A 19912-nucleotide genomic window follows, 5' to 3' on the forward strand; every position below is an offset into this window, starting at 1 on the left:
GAAGACATTAAGATGTATTATTTATGCATCTATTTTAGTGCATCTATGTAGGGTTTTCCTGTCTGGGATCAAACCTAGTGATCGTTAGACATTGACGGTGGGGATACGCAATAACCCTGCCAACTGCGGGTAACGATTGGACAACACGTCTGCCAGGGTATAGCGGTCAAGCACCTCCAGAAACGCTGAGAGTGCTTCGTTTAGAATGGGTTGGAGACGGCAAGAGGGCGTGATAATGCAGTTGTTATCGCTATGAAAACACTCCACTAATTCCATGCCATGTTCCATTTCGCGTACGAGTTTACCCAGCCCGATAGTCGCAGGGTCGCGTGTAAGCAATAAGCCGCCATTCTTGCCCCGGATAGCGGTAACGTAGTTCTTCTGACTAAGCTCTTGAACGACTTTCATCAGATGATTACGTGAGATATCAAAGGTTTCAGCGATCTCATTGATAGTAGAGCGCTCTTCTCCTTTTACCGCAAGAAAGATCAATACGCGTATTGAATAATCGGTGAATCGGGTGAGATGCATGGAGTGCGCTGTGCTCCGCTGGTAACCTGGCTATAAAACAAGCATGTTGTATGAACGTTCAGTAAGATGCAATCAGAACATAGGCGCATAATGCTGACCTGGATCTAAAAGGGAAGAGTTAGTGGCGCAGCTCAAATCGGCTAAAATGCGGTGCCAAACGTTTGACCAGCGCATTTAATCGAGCGGTAGAGGGGGCATGGGTAACCGGCTGCGCATAGCTGGCGTCAAGGCACTGCCCGCCGCGAGCTACCTGCAGCGCGTAGTGACGTACGCCGCAGTCGGCAAGGGTCAGCGCCAGGCGTTCCACATCGGCAAGCTGAAAATCTTTCCAGTGGATAGTGGTGCGGCACTCGAAACTGAGTCCGCTGTCGAGCAGAATTCCCAAGCTACGGGAATGCCGTTGCCAGATGCCGGGACGACCGCATATACGGTCAAACTCTTTGCCTCGTCCTTTTACATCCAGCCCTACCCAGTCAAGGTGTGGTAACAGCCGGGTGAGGCGGTCAGGATAAGGGCCGGCAGTATGCAGCCCTACCTTAAAACCCAGTGCTTTCACTTCCTTTGCCGCAGCAGGCAAACCGGCGTTCACGGTTGGCTCACCGCCGCTGAAAACGACGGCTTCCAATAAATTTCGCCGGGTACTCAGAAATTCCAGTATTGCTTGCCACTCATGGGGCTCACCCCGTCGCGGTGGGATCATGCTGGGGTTGTGACAGTAGCCGCAGCGTAGCGGGCAGCCTTGCAGAAAAACAACACACGCCAGATGATCGGGGTAGTCCAGGGTTGTCATGGGAACAAGCCCGGCGATGGGCAGCCGAATCGAGTTGGGTTGAGCGCTTGTGTCATCAAGTCCCGTGAGAAGAGTCATTGTGATAACCCCATACAGGGGGCCTGTCGCCAGGCCCCCTGCCGTCGTGAGTGAGAGATAAGGGTTAGTTACAGCGAGGCGGCGCCTTCAGTAAAATGGCGGCGTTCCTGGTGTTCAGCACGCTTACCAATATTGAACTGGCTTACCGGCCGGTGGTAGCCCATGACCCGGGTCCAGACTTCGCAGCGCTGGCGCTGTTCTGTGGGCAATCTAGCGTATCGAGTGGTTTGCATTAAAAAGTTCCTTATACGAGTTGATAAGAGTGAGGCAAATGCCTCATGCCGTGGTGGCGTCGGTTGCGCCCGCCGTTTGTGCCCATAGTGCTTCATCGCACTTAGGGCAGAACTCATGTTCACCGGCCAGGTAGCCATGTACCGGGCAGATCGAAAAAGTGGGGGTCACGGTGAGGTAGGGTAAGCGAAAGTGAGCGAGCGCCGTTTTTACCAGCTTGCGACAGGCGGCGGCCGACGTGATCCGCTCACGCATATAAAGATGCAGCACCGTGCCGCCGGTATAGCGCGTTTGTAAGGGATCCTGGTGGCTCAACGCCTCAAAAGGGTCATCGGTATGGCCAACCGGTAATTGGCTGGAGTTAGTGTAATAAGGCGCCTCTGGCGTGCCAGCCTGTAGAATGTCAGGAAAACGCGCCAGATCCTCCCGGGCAAAACGGTGAGTGGTGCCCTCCGCCGGCGTGGCTTCGAGGTTGTACATATGACCGGTCTGTTCCTGAAATTCACGCATCCGCTCCCGGACGTGATCAAGCAGATCAAGCGCCAGCTGCAGCCCCTGTGGATCGGCGATGTCGAAGCGGTCCGCGCTGAAGTTGCGCACCATTTCGTTGAGCCCGTTCACGCCCAGGGTCGAGAAATGGTTGCGTAGCGTGCCCAGGTAGCGCTGGGTGTAGGGGTAAAGGCCCTGGTCTATCAGTTGCTGAATACGCTCGCGCTTGAGTTCGAGACTATCGCGTCCAAGCGACAGCAGGCGATCCAGTTCGTTGTACAGCCCCGCTTGGTCACCGGCAAAGCGATAACCCAGTCGGGCACAATTGATTGTCACCACGCCCAGCGAGCCCGTTTGCTCGGCGCTGCCGAATAGCCCATTGCCGCGTTTGAGCAGTTCACTCAAATCAAGCTGCAGGCGACAGCACATGGAGCGAACCATGTGAGGTTCAAGATCCGAATTTAGAAAGTTTTGAAAGTAGGGCAGGCCGTACTTGGCGGTCAGTGCAAATAGCCGTTCGGCGTTATCACTTTCCCAATCAAAATCATGGGTGATGTTATAGGTAGGGATCGGGAAGGTGAACACCCGTCCATGGCGGTCGCCGGCCTCCATGATTTCCAGGTAGGCCCGGTTGAGCAAGTCCATTTCAACCTGCAGTTCACCATAGCTGAACGGCTGCTCCTCACCACCGATAACGGGTATCTGCTGGCGTAAGTCTTCGGGGCAGACCCAGTCAAACGTCAGGTTGGTGAAGGGTGTCTGACTACCCCAGCGCGACGGCACATTGAGGTTGTAAATGAACTCCTGGAGTGCCTGCTTGACTTGTGTGTAGGTCAGCCCGTCCTTGCGCACATAGGGCGCCAGATAGGTATCGAAAGAACTGAAGGCTTGAGCCCCGGCCCACTCATTCTGCAGGGTACCCAGAAAATTGACCATTTGCCCCAGGGCGCTGGATAGGTGGCAGGGTGGATGGCTTTCGGCGCGCCCCGGCACACCATTGAACCCCTCAAGCAGCAGAGTGCGCAGCGACCATCCGGCGCAATAGCCGCAGAGCATATCCAGGTCATGAATATGCAGGTCACCTTCTCGGTGGGCTTCACCTATGGCATGCGGGTAAACCTCATCGAGCCAGTAGTTGGCGATTAACTTACCCGAGACATTGAGGATCAAGCCGCCCAATGAATAGCCCTGGTTGGCATTGGCATGGACACGCCAATCGGCGCGCTGAAGGTACTCGTTGACCGTCGAAGCGACATCGATATGACGCTTGGCTACCTGAACGCGGGTGGTGGTTGTCACCGTTATCTCCTATATATGCCAATATTTATTAAAATAAACACTACATGTTGTGTATAGGGTAAGCGTTCAGGATTTTCAGAAAATGATCCAGATCAGAATTAGGTGGATAAGAATAGGGCGAAGCGGAAGCGCTTATTTTTTCGCCTGCCTCTGTTTCTGCGTCTATGCAGTGCGGCTGTTATCCATACCCGGGCGGCCGTGCCAATAGCCGTCGCAGAATTCAGCCTCCACCAAAGTCAGCGGATCGGGAGGAGGCAGCCTGCCATGCCGGGCCTGATCGAAGGCATTGACCACGTCGGCCATGCCTTCCGCTCGTGGGCTGAGACGCGCTACTGAAACGCCCATCTCTGCCATTGCGGTGAGCTCATGGCGGAGATCCTGACAGGCACTCGAAAGGGTCTGAATACCGTTCAGGGTGAAAACATCGCGGGATTCCTGTGAACGCAGCACCAAGCCTTCGGGGTATTTTTGGCAGACGAATTTGCAGCGATCCTTAGGCGTTTGATGGCGTCGAGCGGTAAAACAGCGTGATGACCAGGCCAGCGGCAGGTGCCCATAGGCGAATACTTCGCAAGGGTGGGGCACGCCCTCCTGGTGGCAGTCGTTAATAAGCTGCGCTAACGCTTGCTGCGCCATTTCCACCGGCGCTTGCCAGCGTTGCATGCCGACACGTGCCATGACTCCTAGGGTGGCGGTATTGTAGAGGTTGAGCGCGGCACCAGCGATGAACGGCAACCCGGCGCTGGTGAGACGCTGAAGGGCGCTCTGGTCGTTGGCCTCGACAATAAAGTCACCGTTATCGCATAGTTTGCGCAGGTCACGCAGGTCGGCCTCAGACTCGATTAGTGTCTGGCTGGGGAGTACAACCTGCTTACCCGCCTGGGCAAGCTCGCGCCCAATGCCCAGCCAGTCGTCCAGCTTCATGTCGCGACGCCGGGAGCAAACGGTTTCGCCCAGGGTAATAATTTCTACCGGCCAGTCGGCTGCCTCACGGTAGAACGACTCGTAGCGCTCCCGCGTCCAGTAAAACAGTACCGGCCCCAGGGAGAGCTGTAGGGAATCGGTGGTCGGGATTGGTTGTTGGGGCAGTGTGGTGCTCGACATTTCTAGCTCCTATTTCCAGCGCCGTTCATAGGCGCCCAGGGTGGTGATGGCGCCTTCAGAAAGCTCGGCAAGGCCGGACATCCAGGCAGCGTCTGGATGAAAGCGCTCAGGCTCAGCCGCTAGGTGGTTAAGCGCCCGACGCCAGATGCCAGCGACCGTCGAAACATAGGCAGGGCTGCGCTGGCGGCCTTCAATCTTGACCGCGCTGATGCCCAGGTCGCGCAGCTCCGGCAACAGTTCAAGCGTGTTGAGGCTGGTGGGTTCTTCGATGGCATGATACGTCTCGCCCGCGACCTCAAACCGCCCCTTGCACAGAGTCGGGTAGCCTGCCCGCTCGCCTTCGGCGTAGCGGTCGATAAGCACATCATTAAGGCGCGACTCCAAGCCCTGCGGAGTCTCCTCCCAACGAACATGGGCTGCCGGAGAGCAGACCCCACGAGTATTGGGCGAGTCGCCGGTGAGGTAGGAGGAGAGGTAGCAGCGCCCTTCGGCCATGATGCACAGGCTTCCAAATGCAAACACTTCAAGCTCGACCGGGGTCTGCCTGGCAAGATCGCGAACCTGAGTGATCGACAACACGCGGGGGAGCACCGCGCGCTTGATGCCAAAATGTTCATGATAAAAGCGCAGCGCCTCATGGCTGGTGGCGGAGCCCTGTACCGAGAGGTGACGAGCGACATCGGGATGGACGCGGGCGGCGTAATCCAAGAGCCCCATGTCCGCAAGAATCAGTGCATCCACGCCTAATTCAGCGGCTTGATCGACGGCTTGGGTCCACTGTTGCCAGCCATCGGGCTGGGGGTAGGTGTTGATGGCACAAAAGACGCGCTTGCCATGCTGGTGGGCGTAATCGATTCCTTCCCGGGCGCGTTTGTCGGTAAAATTGAGTCCCGCGAACTGGCGGGCATTGGTGACATTCTGGAAACCGAAATAGACGGCGTCGGCACCTTCATTGACGGCACGCTTCAGGGCGGGCAGGTTGCCAGCGGGACATACAAGCTCCATAGCGAGACTCCTTGCGGGGAAAATCCGAGCAGTTTAGTCACCTATTTCTTGTCGCCTTTTGACTCAGGTCATAATGGGGTGGCTTTCAAAAGTGGGTAGCGCAGCAGAGAAGGCAAGCTGGGTGCAGGCGATTTTAAAACGTATACTGTATGAATGTTAACCGCTTCTTACTTTACCTGCTTCCCTAGCCCTTCCTTAGAGGCCTTTTCCGATCATGCAAGATGAACTACTTTTCAATCGCCCCCTGGTAGAAAAATATGACCGGCCGGGGCCGCGTTATACCTCCTACCCGACGGCGCCGCAGTTTCATGCCGCTTTTGCCGAGGATGATTACCGTAGCGCCGCGGAGCGCAGTAATCGGGCCGCAGAGCCCAAGCCGCTATCGGTCTATGTGCATATCCCTTTCTGCAAAAGCCTGTGCTATTACTGCGCGTGCAACAAGATCATCACCCACAACACCGAACGGGCCGCTGAATACCTCCAGTGGTTAAAACAGGAGATATTTGTTCAGGGCGCGCTGTTCGATACCACCCGGCGAATGACCCAGCTGCACCTGGGCGGAGGCACCCCGACCTACTTAAGCAACGCCCAGCTAAGTGAACTGATGGCGGCACTGGACGAAGCCTTCCACTTCGCCGCGCCTGAAGAGCGTGAGTTTTCGCTGGAGGTAGACCCGCGCACCGTGACACCCGACCAGGTGCATGAACTATACGCGCTGGGGTTCAATCGGTTGAGCTTCGGTGTCCAGGATTTCGATCACGACGTGCAGCAAGCGGTCAATCGCGTCCAGAGCGAAGAGCAGGTGGTATCCCTGGTGAAGGCCGCCCGTGAGACAGGGTTTGATTCGGTCAGCGTTGATCTGATCTATGGTCTGCCGTTGCAGACAGTAGCGAGTTTCGATACCACGCTAACCAAGATTATTGACCTGCAGCCGGATCGCATTGCCGCCTATAGCTACGCCCACCTGCCTGAACTGTTCAAGGCGCAGCGGCTGATTCGCCCTGAGGATATGCCACCCCCCGAGCGCAAGCTGGAGTTGCTGGAGCTAACGATTAACCGTCTGACGGCCGCAGGATATGTCTACATCGGCATGGATCATTTCGCGCTACCCAACGATGAGCTGAGTCTGGCCCGTGAAAATGGCACCCTGCAGCGCAACTTCCAGGGGTATTCGACCCACGCCGACTGCGACATGATCGGGCTGGGTATCACCTCTATCGGAAAAGTAGGGGATACCTATAGCCAGAATGTTAAGGAGACGGCACAGTACCAGCATCGCCTGGATGAAGGCCGCTTGCCGGTCTTCCGTGGCTATCGCTTGAGCGATGACGACAGGTTACGCCGTGACGTCATCAACACCCTGATGTGTCACGGTCGCCTCGCATTTGCCGCCATCGAGGCCCGCCACAATATTAACTTTCACAGCTATTTTGCTAGCGCCTTAGCGAGCCTGGAAGAGATGGCGGAAGATGGTTTGATTGCGTTACGCGACCATGAAATCGAGGTGCTGCCTTCGGGACGGCTGATGATCCGTAACCTGGCCATGGCGTTCGATGCCTACCTGAAACCAACGGAAAATCGCTACTCACGCACGGTGTGATGGTAAGAGCGCCAAGCGTCTATTCCTTTGCGCTGGCCGCTCTATCACCTTGTGGGTAGACAGGGTGTATATGGAGGTAATCACGCAGTAATCCGCTGTTCGATCGCGCAGAATCCACTCCATGGAACCCGCCTGACGGGTATGCAAATTTCCGAGGAGCCTGGAGATCGACCATGAGTCACTTCATAGATCGGCTGAATTTCTTCCGCAAGTCCCGCGAGCCTTTTGCCAACGAACACGGCGAACTACGCAGCGAATCCCGCCAGTGGGAAGATAGTTATCGTGCCCGCTGGCAACACGACAAAGTGGTACGCAGCACCCATGGTGTGAACTGTACCGGCTCCTGTAGCTGGAAGATCTACGTTAAGAACGGTTTGGTTACCTGGGAAACCCAGCAGACGGACTATCCCCGCACACGTCCTGATCTACCCAATCATGAGCCGCGTGGCTGCCCACGCGGTGCCAGCTACTCCTGGTACCTGTACAGTGCCAACCGTCTGAAGTATCCATTAGTCCGCAAGCCGCTGCTGGCCCTGTGGCGCGAAGCGCTGAAGGCGCATCCTGACCCGGTCGACGCATGGGCGTCGATTGTCGAAGACCCCGCCAAGACCAAGCAGTACAAACGTGCCCGTGGTATGGGCGGCTTTGTTCGCGGTGATTGGGACGAGCTCAACGAGCTGGTCGCGGCATCAAATGTCTACACCGCCAAGCAGTATGGCCCCGACCGTATTCTCGGCTTCTCGCCGATTCCTGCCATGTCGATGGTCAGCTACGCCGCAGGCAGCCGCTATCTGTCGCTGATTGGCGGCGTCTGCATGAGCTTCTACGACTGGTACTGCGATCTGCCGCCGGCCTCACCGATGACCTGGGGCGAACAGACCGACGTTCCCGAGTCCGCTGACTGGTACAACTCCGGCTACATTATCGCCTGGGGCTCCAACGTGCCCCAGACGCGTACCCCGGATGCTCACTTCTTCACCGAAGTGCGCTACAAAGGCACCAAGACCGTCTCGATTACCCCGGACTACGCGGAGGTCTCCAAGCTTACCGACGAGTGGCTGTCTGCCAAGCAGGGCACCGACGCTGCTCTGGCGATGGCCATGGGCCACGTCATCCTCAAGGAATTCCACCTTGAAAACCCCAGTGCGTACTTCACCGATTACGTGCGCCGCTATACCGACATGCCGTTCCTGGTGGAACTGGAAGTGCGTGAAGATGGCAGCTTCGCACCGGGTCGCCAGCTGCGGGCCAGCGATTTCGATGCCGCCCTGGGTCAGGAGAACAACCCTGAGTGGAAAACCGTCGCTTGGGACGAAACCCGAGACCAACTGGTGGTGCCGCGTGGTTCCATCGGTTTCCGCTGGGGCGAAACCGGCGACGAAGTGGGCAAGTGGAACCTGGAGTCGCTGGACGCCGCAGGCACTGAAATCAAACCGTTACTCAGTTTGGTCAATCACCACGATAGCGTCGCGCGCGTAGCGTTCCCTTACTTTGGTGGTATCGAGCACGAGCACTTTGAACACGTCAAAGGGGCCGGTGTTGGCGCCGCCGATGACCTACTGTTCCACAATTTGCCCGCCAAACGGCTTAAGAGAGCCGATGGCAGTGAAATGTTTGCCGTCACCGTTTTTGATCTGATGTGTGCCAACTACGGTATCGACCGTGGCTTTGTCGGCGACGGCGAAGACGACGGCGCGACCTCGTTTGATCAGATTCGTCCCTACACCCCCGCGTGGCAGGAGAAAATCACCGGCGTCCCAGCAGAGCAGTGCACCCGCATTGCCCGGGAGTTCGCCGATAATGCCCATAAGACCAACGGTCGTAGCATGATCATCGTGGGTGCCGGTATGAACCACTGGTACCACATGGACATGAACTACCGCGGCCTGATTAACATGCTGGTGATGTGCGGCTGTATCGGTCAAAGCGGAGGCGGCTGGGCCCACTATGTAGGTCAGGAAAAACTGCGCCCGCAAACAGGCTGGACGCCGCTGGCCTTTGGTCTTGACTGGCAGCGCCCACCTCGCCACATGAACTCTACCTCGTTCTTCTATAACCACTCCTCCCAGTGGCGCTACGAGAAGCTCGAGATCAAGGAGATCCTCTCGCCGCTGGTCAAGGCCGAGGAGTACCCCGGTAGTCTGATCGACTTTAACGTGCGCGCCGAGCGTATGGGCTGGCTGCCGTCAGCACCCCAACTGGATACCAATCCGCTGCGCCTGGCCAAAAAAGCCGCAGCGGCGGGCCTCTCGACCGCCGACTATGCGGTTCAGCAGCTTAAGAGTGGTGAACTGCGCTTTGCCGCGGAAGACCCGGACGCGCCAGAGAACTTCCCGCGCAATATGTTCATCTGGCGCTCCAATCTGTTGGGCAGCTCCGGTAAGGGCCATGAGTACATGCTCAAGTACCTGTTGGGGACTCGCCACGGCATCCAGGGCAAAGACCTGGGCGACTTCGGCGGCCAGAAGCCCGAAGAGGTCGTATGGCGTGACGAGGCGCCGGAAGGCAAGCTCGACCTGCTGGTGACGCTGGACTTCCGCATGTCCACCACCTGCCTCTACTCGGATATCGTGCTGCCTACGGCGACCTGGTATGAGAAGGACGACCTTAACACTTCTGACATGCACCCCTTTATTCACCCGCTGACCGCCGCCACCGATCCGGCTTGGGAGTCGCGCAGCGACTGGGATATTTACAAAGGTATTGCCAAAGCTTTCTCCAAGGTATGTGTAGGCCACCTGGGCGAAGAGACCGATCTGGTCACGCTGCCGATGCAGCACGACTCGCCAGGGGAGTTGGCCCAACCGGCGGTGATGGATTGGAAGAAGGGCGAATGTGCGCCGATTCCCGGCAAAACCATGCCAGCGCTGATTGAGGTTAAGCGCAACTACCCCGAAACCTACGAGCGTTTCACCTCCGTGGGGCCGCTGCTGGAAAGTATCGGCAACGGTGGCAAGGGCATCGCCTGGAATACCGATGCTGAAGTGGAGCTGCTGGGCAAACTCAACCATCGTAAGTTGGATGGCCCGCATAAAGGCCGCCCGTTGATCGACAGCGCTATTGATGCCGCCGAAATGATTCTGACCCTGGCCCCGGAAACCAACGGCGCCGTGGCAGTAAAAGCGTGGGATGCACTCTCCAAGATTACCGGGCGTGATCACACACACCTGGCGAGGCCCAAGCACGAAGAGAAAATCCGCTTCCGCGATATCGTCGCCCAGCCGCGCAAGATCATCTCCAGCCCGACCTGGTCTGGCCTTGAGGATGAGCACGTCTCCTATAACGCCGGTTATACCAACGTTCACGAGCTGATTCCCTGGCGCACCGTGAGTGGGCGTCAGCAGTTCTATCAGGATCACGCCTGGATGCGCGCGTTTGGTGAAAGCCTGCTGGTCTATCGCCCACCCATCGATACCAAGGCGGCCAAGGGCTTTACACTGCCCGCCGACAATGGCTTTAAGAGCAAAGCGCTGAACTTCCTAACACCGCACCAGAAGTGGGGCATTCACTCCACCTACTCGGACAACCTGCTGATGTTGACGCTCAATCGCGGTGGCCCGGTGGTGTGGCTCTCCGAGGCGGATGCCGCAGAGATCGATATCGAGGACAACGACTGGATCGAGGTCTACAACGCCAACGGCTCGATTGCCGCGCGGGCTGTGGTCAGCCAGCGGGTCAAGGCGGGCATGGTGATGATGTACCACGCTCAGGAGCGCAATGTGAACGTGCCTGGCTCTGAGGTCACCGGCACTCGGGGCGGGATTCACAACTCGGTCACCCGTGTCTGCCCCAAGCCTACCCATATGATCGGCGGCTACGCGCAGCTCTCTTACAGTTTTAATTACTACGGCACCGTCGGCTCAAACCGCGATGAGTTCGTGTTGGTGCGCAAGATGAAACACGTTGACTGGCTGGATGGTGAAGGCAATGACAGCGTTCAGGAGGCCGTGAAATGAAGATTCGTTCCCAGGTAGGCATGGTTCTCAACCTTGACAAGTGTATCGGTTGCCACACCTGTTCGGTGACCTGCAAAAATGTCTGGACTAGTCGTGAAGGCATGGAGTACGCCTGGTTCAACAACGTCGAGACCAAGCCCGGCATCGGCTATCCCAAAGAGTGGGAGAACCAGGCCAAGTGGAAGGGCGGCTGGATGCGCCGTAACGACGGCCGGATTGAACCGCGCATTGGTGGCAAATGGCGGGTGCTGGCGAATATCTTCGCCAACCCCGACCTGCCCGAGATGGACGACTACTACGAGCCGTTCACTTTCGACTACCAGCACCTGCATACCGCCAAGATTGGTGAGCACCAGCCGGTGGCGCGTCCCCGCTCGCTGATCTCCGGCCAGCGCATGAAAAAGATCGAATGGGGCCCCAACTGGGAAGAGATCCTCGGCACCGAGTTCGCCAAGCGGCGCAAAGACGCCAATTTCGACAAGGTGCAGGCGGATATTTACGGCCAGTTCGAACATACCTTCATGATGTATCTGCCGCGCCTCTGCGAGCATTGCTTGAACCCCACCTGTGTGGCGTCCTGCCCCAGCGGCGCGATCTACAAGCGGGAAGAGGATGGCATCGTTCTCATCGACCAGGACAAGTGCCGCGGCTGGCGAATGTGCATCTCCGGCTGTCCCTACAAGAAGATTTACTACAACTGGAAAAGCGGTAAATCCGAGAAGTGCATCTTCTGCTACCCGCGTATCGAGGCCGGTCAGCCGACCATCTGCTCCGAGACTTGCGTGGGCCGCATTCGCTATCTGGGCGTACTGCTGTATGACGCTGATCGCATCGAGGAAGTGGCAAGCTCTCCCGACGAACGTGACCTCTACCATCGCCAGCGCGAGATCTTCCTTGATCCCAACGATCCGGAGGTGATTGCCCAGGCCAAGCGGGATGGTATTCAGGATAACGTCATCAAGGCGGCCCAGGCCTCTCCGGTCTACAAGATGGCGATCGACTGGGGGCTGGCGCTGCCGCTGCACCCGGAATACCGCACGCTGCCGATGGTGTGGTACGTGCCGCCGCTATCGCCGATTCAATCCGCCGCCGAGGCCGGACATGTGGAGTTTGACGGCGTCCTGCCCAAGATTGAGTCGCTACGTATCCCGGTGAAATACCTGGCCAACCTGCTGACCGCTGGCGAAGAGGAACCCGTGGTGTTGGCGCTCAAGCGCTTAATGGCAATGCGGGTCTATATGCGCGGCAAGCACGTGGAGGGCGCCGCCAATGCCGAAGTGCTCGATGCGGTGGGGTTGAGCGTCGCTCAGGTAGAGGAGATGTATCGCTACCTGGCGATTGCCAACTATGAGGATCGTTTCGTGATCCCTACCAGCCACCGTGAAATGGCCACCGAAGCCTTCCCCGAACGGGGTGGATGCGGCTTTACCTTTGGTGATGGGTGCCACGGTGAGAGCCAGCCCAACCTGTTTAATGGCCGTAAGCAGACCAGCGTTTTGGTAAAACCGGTAGAGGTCTTCGACCCGCAGCCACAACTTGAGGAGTCGCGTCATGACTGAAGCCGCTATCCAATCGCCTACCCCGGTAGAGCCGTTGTTCGAGCCGCTGCAGGGCATGCGTAGCCTACGCGTACTGGCCCGCCTGCTCGATTACCCGACCCAGGAACTGCAGGACGCCTGCGGCGAACTCATCGAAATTCTCAATGCCGAGCGCCGCCTGGGGGCGGCTCTCAAATCGTCGCTAATGGAGTGGTGTCAGCGTCTTCAAGAGGGCGACCTGCTTGAGCTGCAGGCCGAGTATGTGGCGCTGTTCGATAAGGGACGAGCTACCTCGCTGCTACTGTTCGAGCACGTTCATGGTGAATCCCGTGACCGTGGTCAGGCCATGGTGGATCTCATGGCTGAGTACAGCGCGGCCGGTTTCGAGCTGGATGCCCGCGAACTGCCCGATCATCTACCGGTGTTCCTTGAGTACCTTTCCATGTGCGACGAAGCCGAGATCGGCCGCTGGCTGGGTGAAATACGCCATATCCTGGCGCTGCTCACCGCTCGGTTGGAAGAGCGGGGAGCGGATCACGCCCTGGTGCCGCTGTCACTACTGGCATTAATTGGGGCCGAGGGCGATGTGGAGGAGCATCGGCCCCAGGTCAAAAAAGAAGTGCCTGACAACACCCCCGAAGCCTTGGACGCCGTATGGGAAGAAGAGGCCGTGCGCTTCTCGGCAACCTCCGACGAAGATTGCGCGCTGCAGTCTGCTGAAGGCCGTCGTCTTGCTGAGCGTAAAAATTCCGTTAAGAGCGAGGCTGTTCGCATTATGACGGCCACCTCGCCATCCCCTTCTGCCAATCGTCAATAGGAGAACCGCTATGAATGACGCGATTGCGCATTACTTAACCCATCTGATCTACGGTTACTACCCCTATCTCGCTGGCACGGTGTTCCTGCTGGGTAGTCTGCTGCGTTTTGATCATGGTCAGTACACCTGGAAGACCGGTTCCAGCCAGATGCTGTCATCCAAGCACATGCGACTGGGCAGCAACCTGTTCCATATCGGTATCATTGTGATTTTCTTTGGCCACCTTGTGGGCATGCTCACACCGCACTGGGTTTATGAACCGTTCCTGCACGCCGGTACTAAACAGTTAGTGGCCATCGTGGTGGGCGGTATTGCTGGCGCCATGTGCGTGGTGGGCGGTGCCATGTTGCTCTATCGGCGTCTTGCCAACCCACGTGTAAAGGCGTCGTCGAGCATGATGGATACCTTGATCCTGGGCTTGATTGTCCTGCAGGCGTGCCTTGGCATGGTGACCATCATCTTCTCGTTGGGCCATATGGACGGTGAGATGATGTTGACCCTCTCCAGCTGGGCGCAGTCCATCGTCTTCTTCAGCGGCGGCGCGGCGGACTATATGCAGGAAGTGTCGTGGATCTACAAACTGCATATCTTTATCGGCCTGACCATCATCCTGCTGTTTCCATTTTCGCGGCTGGTGCATGTGTGGAGCGCGCCGTTTGGCTATGTTACCCGGCGTTATCAGCTTGTTCGCCGTCGTGGCTGAAACTGATGCTTTCTCGCCCATGCTCAGAGGAGAAATAACATGCAGATGATTGATATCGAACAGCTACCTGGGGGAGTTGCTCCGCCCCCAATACGTGTCGGCGACGCCAGTATCGATGAGGAAACGATTGCATTAGAGATGCAGTATCACCCCGCCGAAACGGCGGGGGAGGCTCAGCTTCAGGCGGCTCGTGCGTTGGTGGTCAGAGAGCTGCTGCGCCAGCGGGCTAACGCTCTGGGCCTACTGTCGATGCAGGAAGCTACCGAAGCGCAAGAGGATGCGGCGATTGCTGCTTTGCTCGAACAGGAGCTTGAGGTGCCTGAGCCGGGAGAGGCAGACTGCCGCCGCTTTTTTGACACCCACCGTGAGCGTTTCAGCGAACCGACCCAGTTACGCGTTCGGCATATTCTGCTCGCCGCAGCGCCGGATGACTCCTTGGGGCGCGACGAAGCGTACCAGCTTGGCGAAAAGCTACTCGAACAGCTTAATCAAATACCCGAACGGTTTGCCGAATTTGCTCAACACCACTCCGCGTGTCCTTCCAAAGAGCTGGATGGTGATTTGGGCTGGCTAGTGACGGGGCAGACCGTTGCGGAGCTTGACCGCGCTTTGCAGCACTTGCCGGAAGGTCTACACGAGCGCCCTTTGGCGTCTCGCTATGGCTGGCACGTGGTGAGTATTGACGAGCGCCGTGAAGGCCGGGCGTTACCTTTCGATCAGGTCATCGACCGAGTGCGCCATAGCCTACGGGAACAGGCAACTCGACGGGCGTTGCGCCACTATTTACTGGCGTTACAGAGCGACATAGGCGTCGAAGGAATTGTCCTGGACGACGATGCTGGCGGCAGTTTGATGCAATAGCTTGAGGCAATAGCTTGATGCAACAGTAAGGCTAAGAGGAGAGGGTTGATGTCCCATGTTCCTGTAGATGCACTTTTCGCTCCGCTTGGCATCGCGGTGCTAACGGTTTCCGATACGCGTGGATTCGATGAAGATGGCAGCGGTGACCTGCTGGTTAAACATCTAAATGAAAGCGGCCATGTCCTGGTGGAGAGGCGCATCGTTGTTGATGATATCTACCAGGTTCGCGCCGTGGTCTCGGAGTGGATTGCGCGAACAGATATCCACGCGATTCTGGTTAATGGCGGCACTGGTTTTACTACCCGGGATACCACTCCCGAAGCGCTGTTGCCGCTGTTTGACAAAGCGATTGAGGGGTATGGGGAGCTATTTCGGCACTACTCCCTGAAGACGATCGGCACTGCAACGATTCAGTCCCGCGCTGTAGCGGGGGTGGCCAACCAAACGATGGTGTTTGCGATGCCTGGCTCGCCTAAGGCGTGTGCCTTAGCGTGGGACAGAATTATCTCTTTGCAATTGGACGCCCGCACTCGTCCCTGTAACTTTGCCGCCATGGTGCTCCCTTCAGTGACCCCGTGCAGCGGACGTCACGTAGCGAGCCTTTCCAGTGAGGTGGAGCGCTTATGAACTGTCAATGCGCTGACTTAGTAACCCCCGGCTTATTAGATCTGTTTGAGGCACGCCAACGGCTTATTGACGCAGCCACGCCCATCAATGCAGTAGAAAATGTCACCCTTGAACAGGCGGCGGGGCGGGTATTGGCAGAGACGGTTGTCGCGCCTCTCGATATGCCGGGGGTGGATAACAGCGCTATGGATGGCTATGCGCTGCGTCTAGCTGACTACCAGGCCGTACCTGATAGGGCTGGTTTGCCGGTTCTTCAGCGCGTACCTGCGGGGGCAGGGGTATTGCTGCTTCCTGAAGGGGGCTGCGCGCGTATTTTTACCGGCGCTCCGGTGCCGGTGGGGGCTGATATCGTGGTACCGCAAGAGCGGGCCACCCTTGATCAGCGCGGGCATATCCATCTTGAAGGTAAGCTGTCCGCAGGCGCTAATATTCGCCGTCAAGGCGAGGAGACCCGCATGGGCACCCCGCTACTTGCTAAAGGTGAGTCTCTTGATGCTGCATCCATTGCGCTGCTGGCAAGTCATGGAATTAACACGGTGTCCGTCAAACGGCGCCTGCGGGTGGCGCTGCTCTCAACCGGCGATGAGCTGATTGCCCCAGGCACGGCGCGATCACCAGGGCAGGTGTACGACAGCAATCGCGCCATGCTTAACGTGCTGCTCGCGCAAGCGCAGTGCGATGTGCTGGATCTGGGCGTCATCGCGGATTCACCGCATTCACTGCATCAGGCCTTTGAACACGCACAAGCCGTTGCGGATGTGGTGGTGTGCAGCGGAGGCGTTTCGGTAGGTGAGGAGGATCACGTGCGTCCGGTAATAGAGCAGCGCGGCGGGCTACATTTTCATGGGGTCGCCATGAAACCAGGAAAGCCCTTTGCGTTCGGCTATCTAGGCGCGGCGCCTTCCTCTTCCATTCCGTTAATCGCGCTGCCGGGCAACCCCGTGGCTTCACTAGTCGGTTGGCAACTGCTGGCGCTGGCGTTTTTTCATGCCATGCAAGGTAAAGCGGTAGCGGCACTTCAGCGTTACCCGATAAAAGCTGGCTTTGCTCAGCGTGGCCCCCGGGGGCGCTGCGAACTGTTAAGGGTGGTGCTTGAATGGTCAAAGGGGCATCCGGTTGCGCAACTAGCGGGTGGGCAGGGCTCGCATATGCTCAGTGCGGCGAGCCAGGCCCACGGCTATTTAATGGTACATCCTGATACCGACGTGGCGGAAGGGAGTACCTACCACTACTACCCCATCAATCAGTTCGCCGTTTGAAGAGATTTTTTAGTCAGTGGCCGCTGATGACGTCTGTTTCTATAGGAGAGGGTATGTCTTCACATCACAAACCTCGCACACTGATTTATGCCTGCTCCGGCTGCTCTGATGTGGCGCAACTTGCCAATAGTGTAGCCCTTCGCCTGGATCATGCAGGAGCAGCAGAAATGTCCTGTATTGCCGGTGTCGGGGGCGGCGTGCCGGGCCTGGTGCGCATTGCCCGTTCCGGGCGTCCTATTGTGGCTATTGATGGCTGTCAGATGCACTGTGCCAGCCACTGTCTCTCCAAGGCGGGTGTGATTCCCACTGAGCACGTAAAACTGTATGAGAATGGACTCCGCAAGCGGCGAGGCCAATTTTATGATGAGCAAACCATCTCCGACGTCACCGCAGAGGTGAAAGGGCTCATTGCCCGGCTGCCTGTTAATGCCAGCTCCCAGGTTGAGGAGCCCGCAGAATGAGTAAGTTAGTCGATGGCTATGGCCGGACGGTACGTTACCTGCGCATCTCGGTGACTGACCGCTGTGATTTTCGCTGTGTGTATTGCATGGCGGAGGAGATGACCTTTCTGCCGCGTGCCCAACTGCTTACCCTCGAGGAGATAGCCGCGCTGTCGCAAGCATTCGTCGAGTTGGGCGTAGAGAAAATCCGCCTGACCGGTGGTGAGCCGTTAGTACGCCAAGGGGTGCTAACGTTAGTGGAAAAACTCGGTAAATTGGCAGGCCTGGGCGAACTGGCCATGACCACCAACGGCTCTGGGCTGGTCAAACATGCCAGCGCTTTGCGACAAGGCGGGCTTAATCGGCTCAATATTAGCCTCGATTCGCTCAAACCAGAGCGCTTTAATGCCTTGACCCGTACGGGCGACCTTAGTCAAGTGATCGCGGGTATTCGCGCAGCTCGCCAAGCGGGTTTTGATTCCATCAAACTTAACGCCGTATTACTCAAGGGGCGTAATGATGACGAAATCCTCGACCTGGTGAACTTTGCCCGGGTTGAGGGCGTGGATATCAGTTTTATCGAAGAAATGCCGCTAGGCGCGATTAGCGAGCATAATCGTGGTGAAACCTTTCTTTCCACCGATACGGTGCGTGAGACCATAGCGCAACATTATCAACTCTTACCCACTACCGAGACCACCTTGGGGCCATCCCGTTATTACCGCATGGCGGACAGCCAGTCGCGCATTGGGTTTATCTCCCCCCATAGCCACAATTTCTGTGGCGCTTGTAATCGTGTTCGGGTTACGGCGGAAGGGCGGCTACTCCTTTGCCTGGGCAATGAGCACTCGGTAGATTTACGTGCCGTCATGCGCCGTTATCCGGGGGATACCCAGCGGCTTAAAACCAGCATTGTGGCGGCAATGCAGAAAAAACCAGAACGGCACCACTTCACCACGGATGGGGATGTTCAAATAGTGAGGTTTATGAACGCAACAGGTGGGTAATACGATTCAGTCAATGCTCTTAACTACCTAGTTCTAAACTACCAGGGGGTAGTGGTTAATTGCGCTTTCCGTTAAGCTCCTCTGCAATTTTTATCTGCTTGCTTTGAGGTGAGTGTATGTGGAGCCTAAGGCTGTCTGCAATATCACTATCAGTACTCATGATAGCGGGTTGCACAGATCCCAAAATAGATACTAGCTCCATGCCTGCGGCGGTGGTCTCCGTTGAGGAAGTGCGTAACTCGTTGCCTACCTACAAGCGCGATGAGTTTGACCAGGGGTTGATCATTATCGCTACGTCGACCTCGTTCAGGGGGATCGATATTCTCAACCCCCATCGTATGAACGCCGCTGAGATCGCTGAAACCGCCAATGCGCAAATGCATGGATTAACGGGGGATCAGGTGATCCAGCGTGCCGACCAGATTCTGCGCGAGCGCCGGTCACGGGAACGCGAACAGGCTATTCGCACTTTAAAGCGACTGGAAGAGAAACGCGAAAAAGCCGCCAGTGACCAGCAGCAGTTAGCGCGGTTCACTATTGATAGTGCCCGCTATTACATTGGCGCAAGCCCCTATGGTGCCCCGGAGCCCGTGATTGATCTTGAAGTGACCAATGGCACAGATCAGGTCATTTCCGAGCTGCTGCTGAACGGCGTTGTGACGAGCCCTGATCGCTCAGTTCCGTGGGTGGATGAGTCTTTCTACTATGTCATTCCTGACGGCATTGAGCCGGGAGAAACCTTGTCTTGGAGCCTTGCGCCTAACCGCTTTGGTCCATGGGGAAATGCTCAAATACCCGTTGATGCAGAACTGACAGTGACCCTGGAAGGGCTGAAGGGGATTGATGAGCAACGATTATGGGACTCACCTGAGCTCACGGAACACGAATTGGCCAAACTTGAGCGACTGCGGGAGGAGTATGGCGGCATTGCACTCTCGCGTGTGGAATAAGAGCAGCGTAAAAACCAGAGCGCCCTATTCGATAACAGATAGGGCGCACGCATAGCTAGGTTAAATTAGCGTTACTCATTTACCCATGACTAAGCGGGGTTACTTACTCTTTGGCTTCATGATCGGCCAGGGCGGCGACAATTGCCTCTTCCCACTGCCCTTCGGTTAAACCCCAATGCTCCATCTCTGACTGATCGGCGCTGCCTTCCGACGCCGCGCGCAGTTTATCGACGCTGCTGCTCTCATAACAGTGCTTGGCGAAGTCTTTGGTTTTTACATCTTTTAGCTGGTTAATCATCGACATGTTGAGTTCCTTTCAAGGTCAATAGTGAGGAAATGCCCACTCATTGTAGCAATTCTGGCCACTTTTACCTGACTTGGTTCCCAGCTCTGCTGAGTAAAGGTGAGAAAAATTGTAGAGAAGGCTTGCTATGGGGCTATGCAGCCATCAGCGTATCGATAAAAATCTTACCGGCGATACTCGCCAGCAGCAGCATAACCAAATTATCAAACCAGCGGTGGGGCATTGCTAAACAGGTTCACTGCGACTAATAGGGCGATAGCGAGTTGAAGGCTACCCGTCGCTCTTCTAGCGCATAGCTGCCACTCAATCGGCAGCTATACGTT

At 56.9% G+C, this 19912-nt stretch carries 18 protein-coding genes; 11 read left to right on the plus strand and 7 right to left on the minus strand.

Translation table 11 applies throughout. The features are described from left to right. Window positions 1-84 precede the first annotated feature (84 nt). From QT231_RS00575 to QT231_RS00600, 6 genes are all read right to left on the minus strand, one after another. Entirely contained in the window at window positions 85-531 is a 447-nt protein-coding gene (locus QT231_RS00575; RefSeq protein ID WP_308335019.1) for an Rrf2 family transcriptional regulator, read from the minus strand. Between the two features lie 118 nt (window positions 532-649). Next, on the minus strand, window positions 650-1399 hold the full coding sequence (locus tag QT231_RS00580) for an anaerobic ribonucleoside-triphosphate reductase activating protein (RefSeq protein ID WP_308335020.1): 750 nt from the start codon (window positions 1397-1399) through the stop codon (window positions 650-652). A 68-nt stretch (window positions 1400-1467) separates the two neighbouring features. Further along, the gene (nrdD, locus tag QT231_RS00585) at window positions 1468-1632 is read right to left on the minus strand and encodes an anaerobic ribonucleoside-triphosphate reductase (RefSeq protein ID WP_308335021.1); all 165 of its coding nucleotides are present in this window, start codon (window positions 1630-1632) and stop codon (window positions 1468-1470) included. 43 nt (window positions 1633-1675) lie between these two features. Next, window positions 1676-3418 carry a ribonucleoside triphosphate reductase gene (locus QT231_RS00590; RefSeq protein ID WP_308335022.1) on the minus strand — a complete coding sequence of 581 codons (1743 nt, stop codon included), beginning with the start codon at window positions 3416-3418 and terminating at the stop codon, window positions 1676-1678. A gap of 162 nt (window positions 3419-3580) precedes the next feature. Further along, window positions 3581-4522, minus strand: a complete 942-nt coding sequence (locus tag QT231_RS00595) for a U32 family peptidase (RefSeq protein ID WP_308335023.1) — start codon at window positions 4520-4522, stop codon at window positions 3581-3583. Between the two features lie 9 nt (window positions 4523-4531). Continuing rightward, a complete protein-coding gene (locus QT231_RS00600) occupies window positions 4532-5527 on the minus strand; it encodes a peptidase U32 family protein (protein WP_308335024.1) in 996 nt (331 codons plus the stop codon). Between the two features lie 214 nt (window positions 5528-5741). On the opposite strand from QT231_RS00600, the gene hemN reads away from it, so the two are divergent. The 11 genes from hemN to QT231_RS00655 all read left to right on the plus strand — a co-directional run bounded on the left by hemN (window position 5742) and on the right by QT231_RS00655 (window position 19285). Beyond that, window positions 5742-7127, plus strand: coding sequence for an oxygen-independent coproporphyrinogen III oxidase (gene hemN, locus QT231_RS00605; protein ID WP_308335025.1), 1386 nt, complete (start codon window positions 5742-5744; stop codon window positions 7125-7127). 173 nt (window positions 7128-7300) lie between these two features. Continuing rightward, window positions 7301-11083: a nitrate reductase subunit alpha gene (locus tag QT231_RS00610; RefSeq protein ID WP_308335026.1), complete on the plus strand. Its 3783-nt coding sequence runs from the start codon at window positions 7301-7303 to the stop codon at window positions 11081-11083. Continuing rightward, the gene (gene narH, locus QT231_RS00615) at window positions 11080-12642 is read left to right on the plus strand and encodes a nitrate reductase subunit beta (RefSeq protein ID WP_308335027.1); all 1563 of its coding nucleotides are present in this window, start codon (window positions 11080-11082) and stop codon (window positions 12640-12642) included. The genes QT231_RS00610 and narH overlap by 4 nt, the downstream gene beginning before the upstream one ends. After that, window positions 12635-13438: a nitrate reductase molybdenum cofactor assembly chaperone gene (gene narJ, locus QT231_RS00620; protein ID WP_308335028.1), complete on the plus strand. Its 804-nt coding sequence runs from the start codon at window positions 12635-12637 to the stop codon at window positions 13436-13438. The genes narH and narJ overlap by 8 nt, the downstream gene beginning before the upstream one ends. A gap of 10 nt (window positions 13439-13448) precedes the next feature. Further along, the gene (gene narI, locus QT231_RS00625; protein WP_308335029.1) at window positions 13449-14141 is read left to right on the plus strand and encodes a respiratory nitrate reductase subunit gamma; all 693 of its coding nucleotides are present in this window, start codon (window positions 13449-13451) and stop codon (window positions 14139-14141) included. Between the two features lie 39 nt (window positions 14142-14180). Beyond that, window positions 14181-15002 carry a peptidylprolyl isomerase gene (locus QT231_RS00630; protein WP_308335030.1) on the plus strand — a complete coding sequence of 274 codons (822 nt, stop codon included), beginning with the start codon at window positions 14181-14183 and terminating at the stop codon, window positions 15000-15002. 48 nt (window positions 15003-15050) lie between these two features. Continuing rightward, on the plus strand, window positions 15051-15629 hold the full coding sequence (moaB, locus tag QT231_RS00635) for a molybdenum cofactor biosynthesis protein B (protein WP_308335031.1): 579 nt from the start codon (window positions 15051-15053) through the stop codon (window positions 15627-15629). Beyond that, entirely contained in the window at window positions 15626-16888 is a 1263-nt protein-coding gene (glp, locus tag QT231_RS00640; protein WP_308335032.1) for a gephyrin-like molybdotransferase Glp, read from the plus strand. Before moaB ends, glp begins: the two co-directional genes overlap by 4 nt. 53 nt (window positions 16889-16941) lie before the next feature. Further along, window positions 16942-17349, plus strand: coding sequence for a putative zinc-binding protein (locus QT231_RS00645; RefSeq protein WP_308335033.1), 408 nt, complete (start codon window positions 16942-16944; stop codon window positions 17347-17349). Beyond that, window positions 17346-18335 (plus strand): GTP 3',8-cyclase MoaA, encoded by a 990-nt coding sequence (moaA, locus tag QT231_RS00650; protein WP_308335034.1) that lies wholly within the window; start codon window positions 17346-17348, stop codon window positions 18333-18335. The genes QT231_RS00645 and moaA overlap by 4 nt, the downstream gene beginning before the upstream one ends. A gap of 158 nt (window positions 18336-18493) precedes the next feature. Continuing rightward, window positions 18494-19285 carry a DUF6694 family lipoprotein gene (locus QT231_RS00655; RefSeq protein ID WP_374694370.1) on the plus strand — a complete coding sequence of 264 codons (792 nt, stop codon included), beginning with the start codon at window positions 18494-18496 and terminating at the stop codon, window positions 19283-19285. Between the two features lie 103 nt (window positions 19286-19388). Here QT231_RS00655 and QT231_RS00660 read toward each other — a convergent pair whose 3' ends face one another. Beyond that, window positions 19389-19589 carry a hypothetical protein gene (locus tag QT231_RS00660; protein WP_308335036.1) on the minus strand — a complete coding sequence of 67 codons (201 nt, stop codon included), beginning with the start codon at window positions 19587-19589 and terminating at the stop codon, window positions 19389-19391. Between the last annotated feature and the right edge of the window lie 323 nt (window positions 19590-19912).

Source organism: Halomonas sp. SpR1, assembly GCF_031010175.1.
Lineage (GTDB): Bacteria > Pseudomonadota > Gammaproteobacteria > Pseudomonadales > Halomonadaceae > Vreelandella.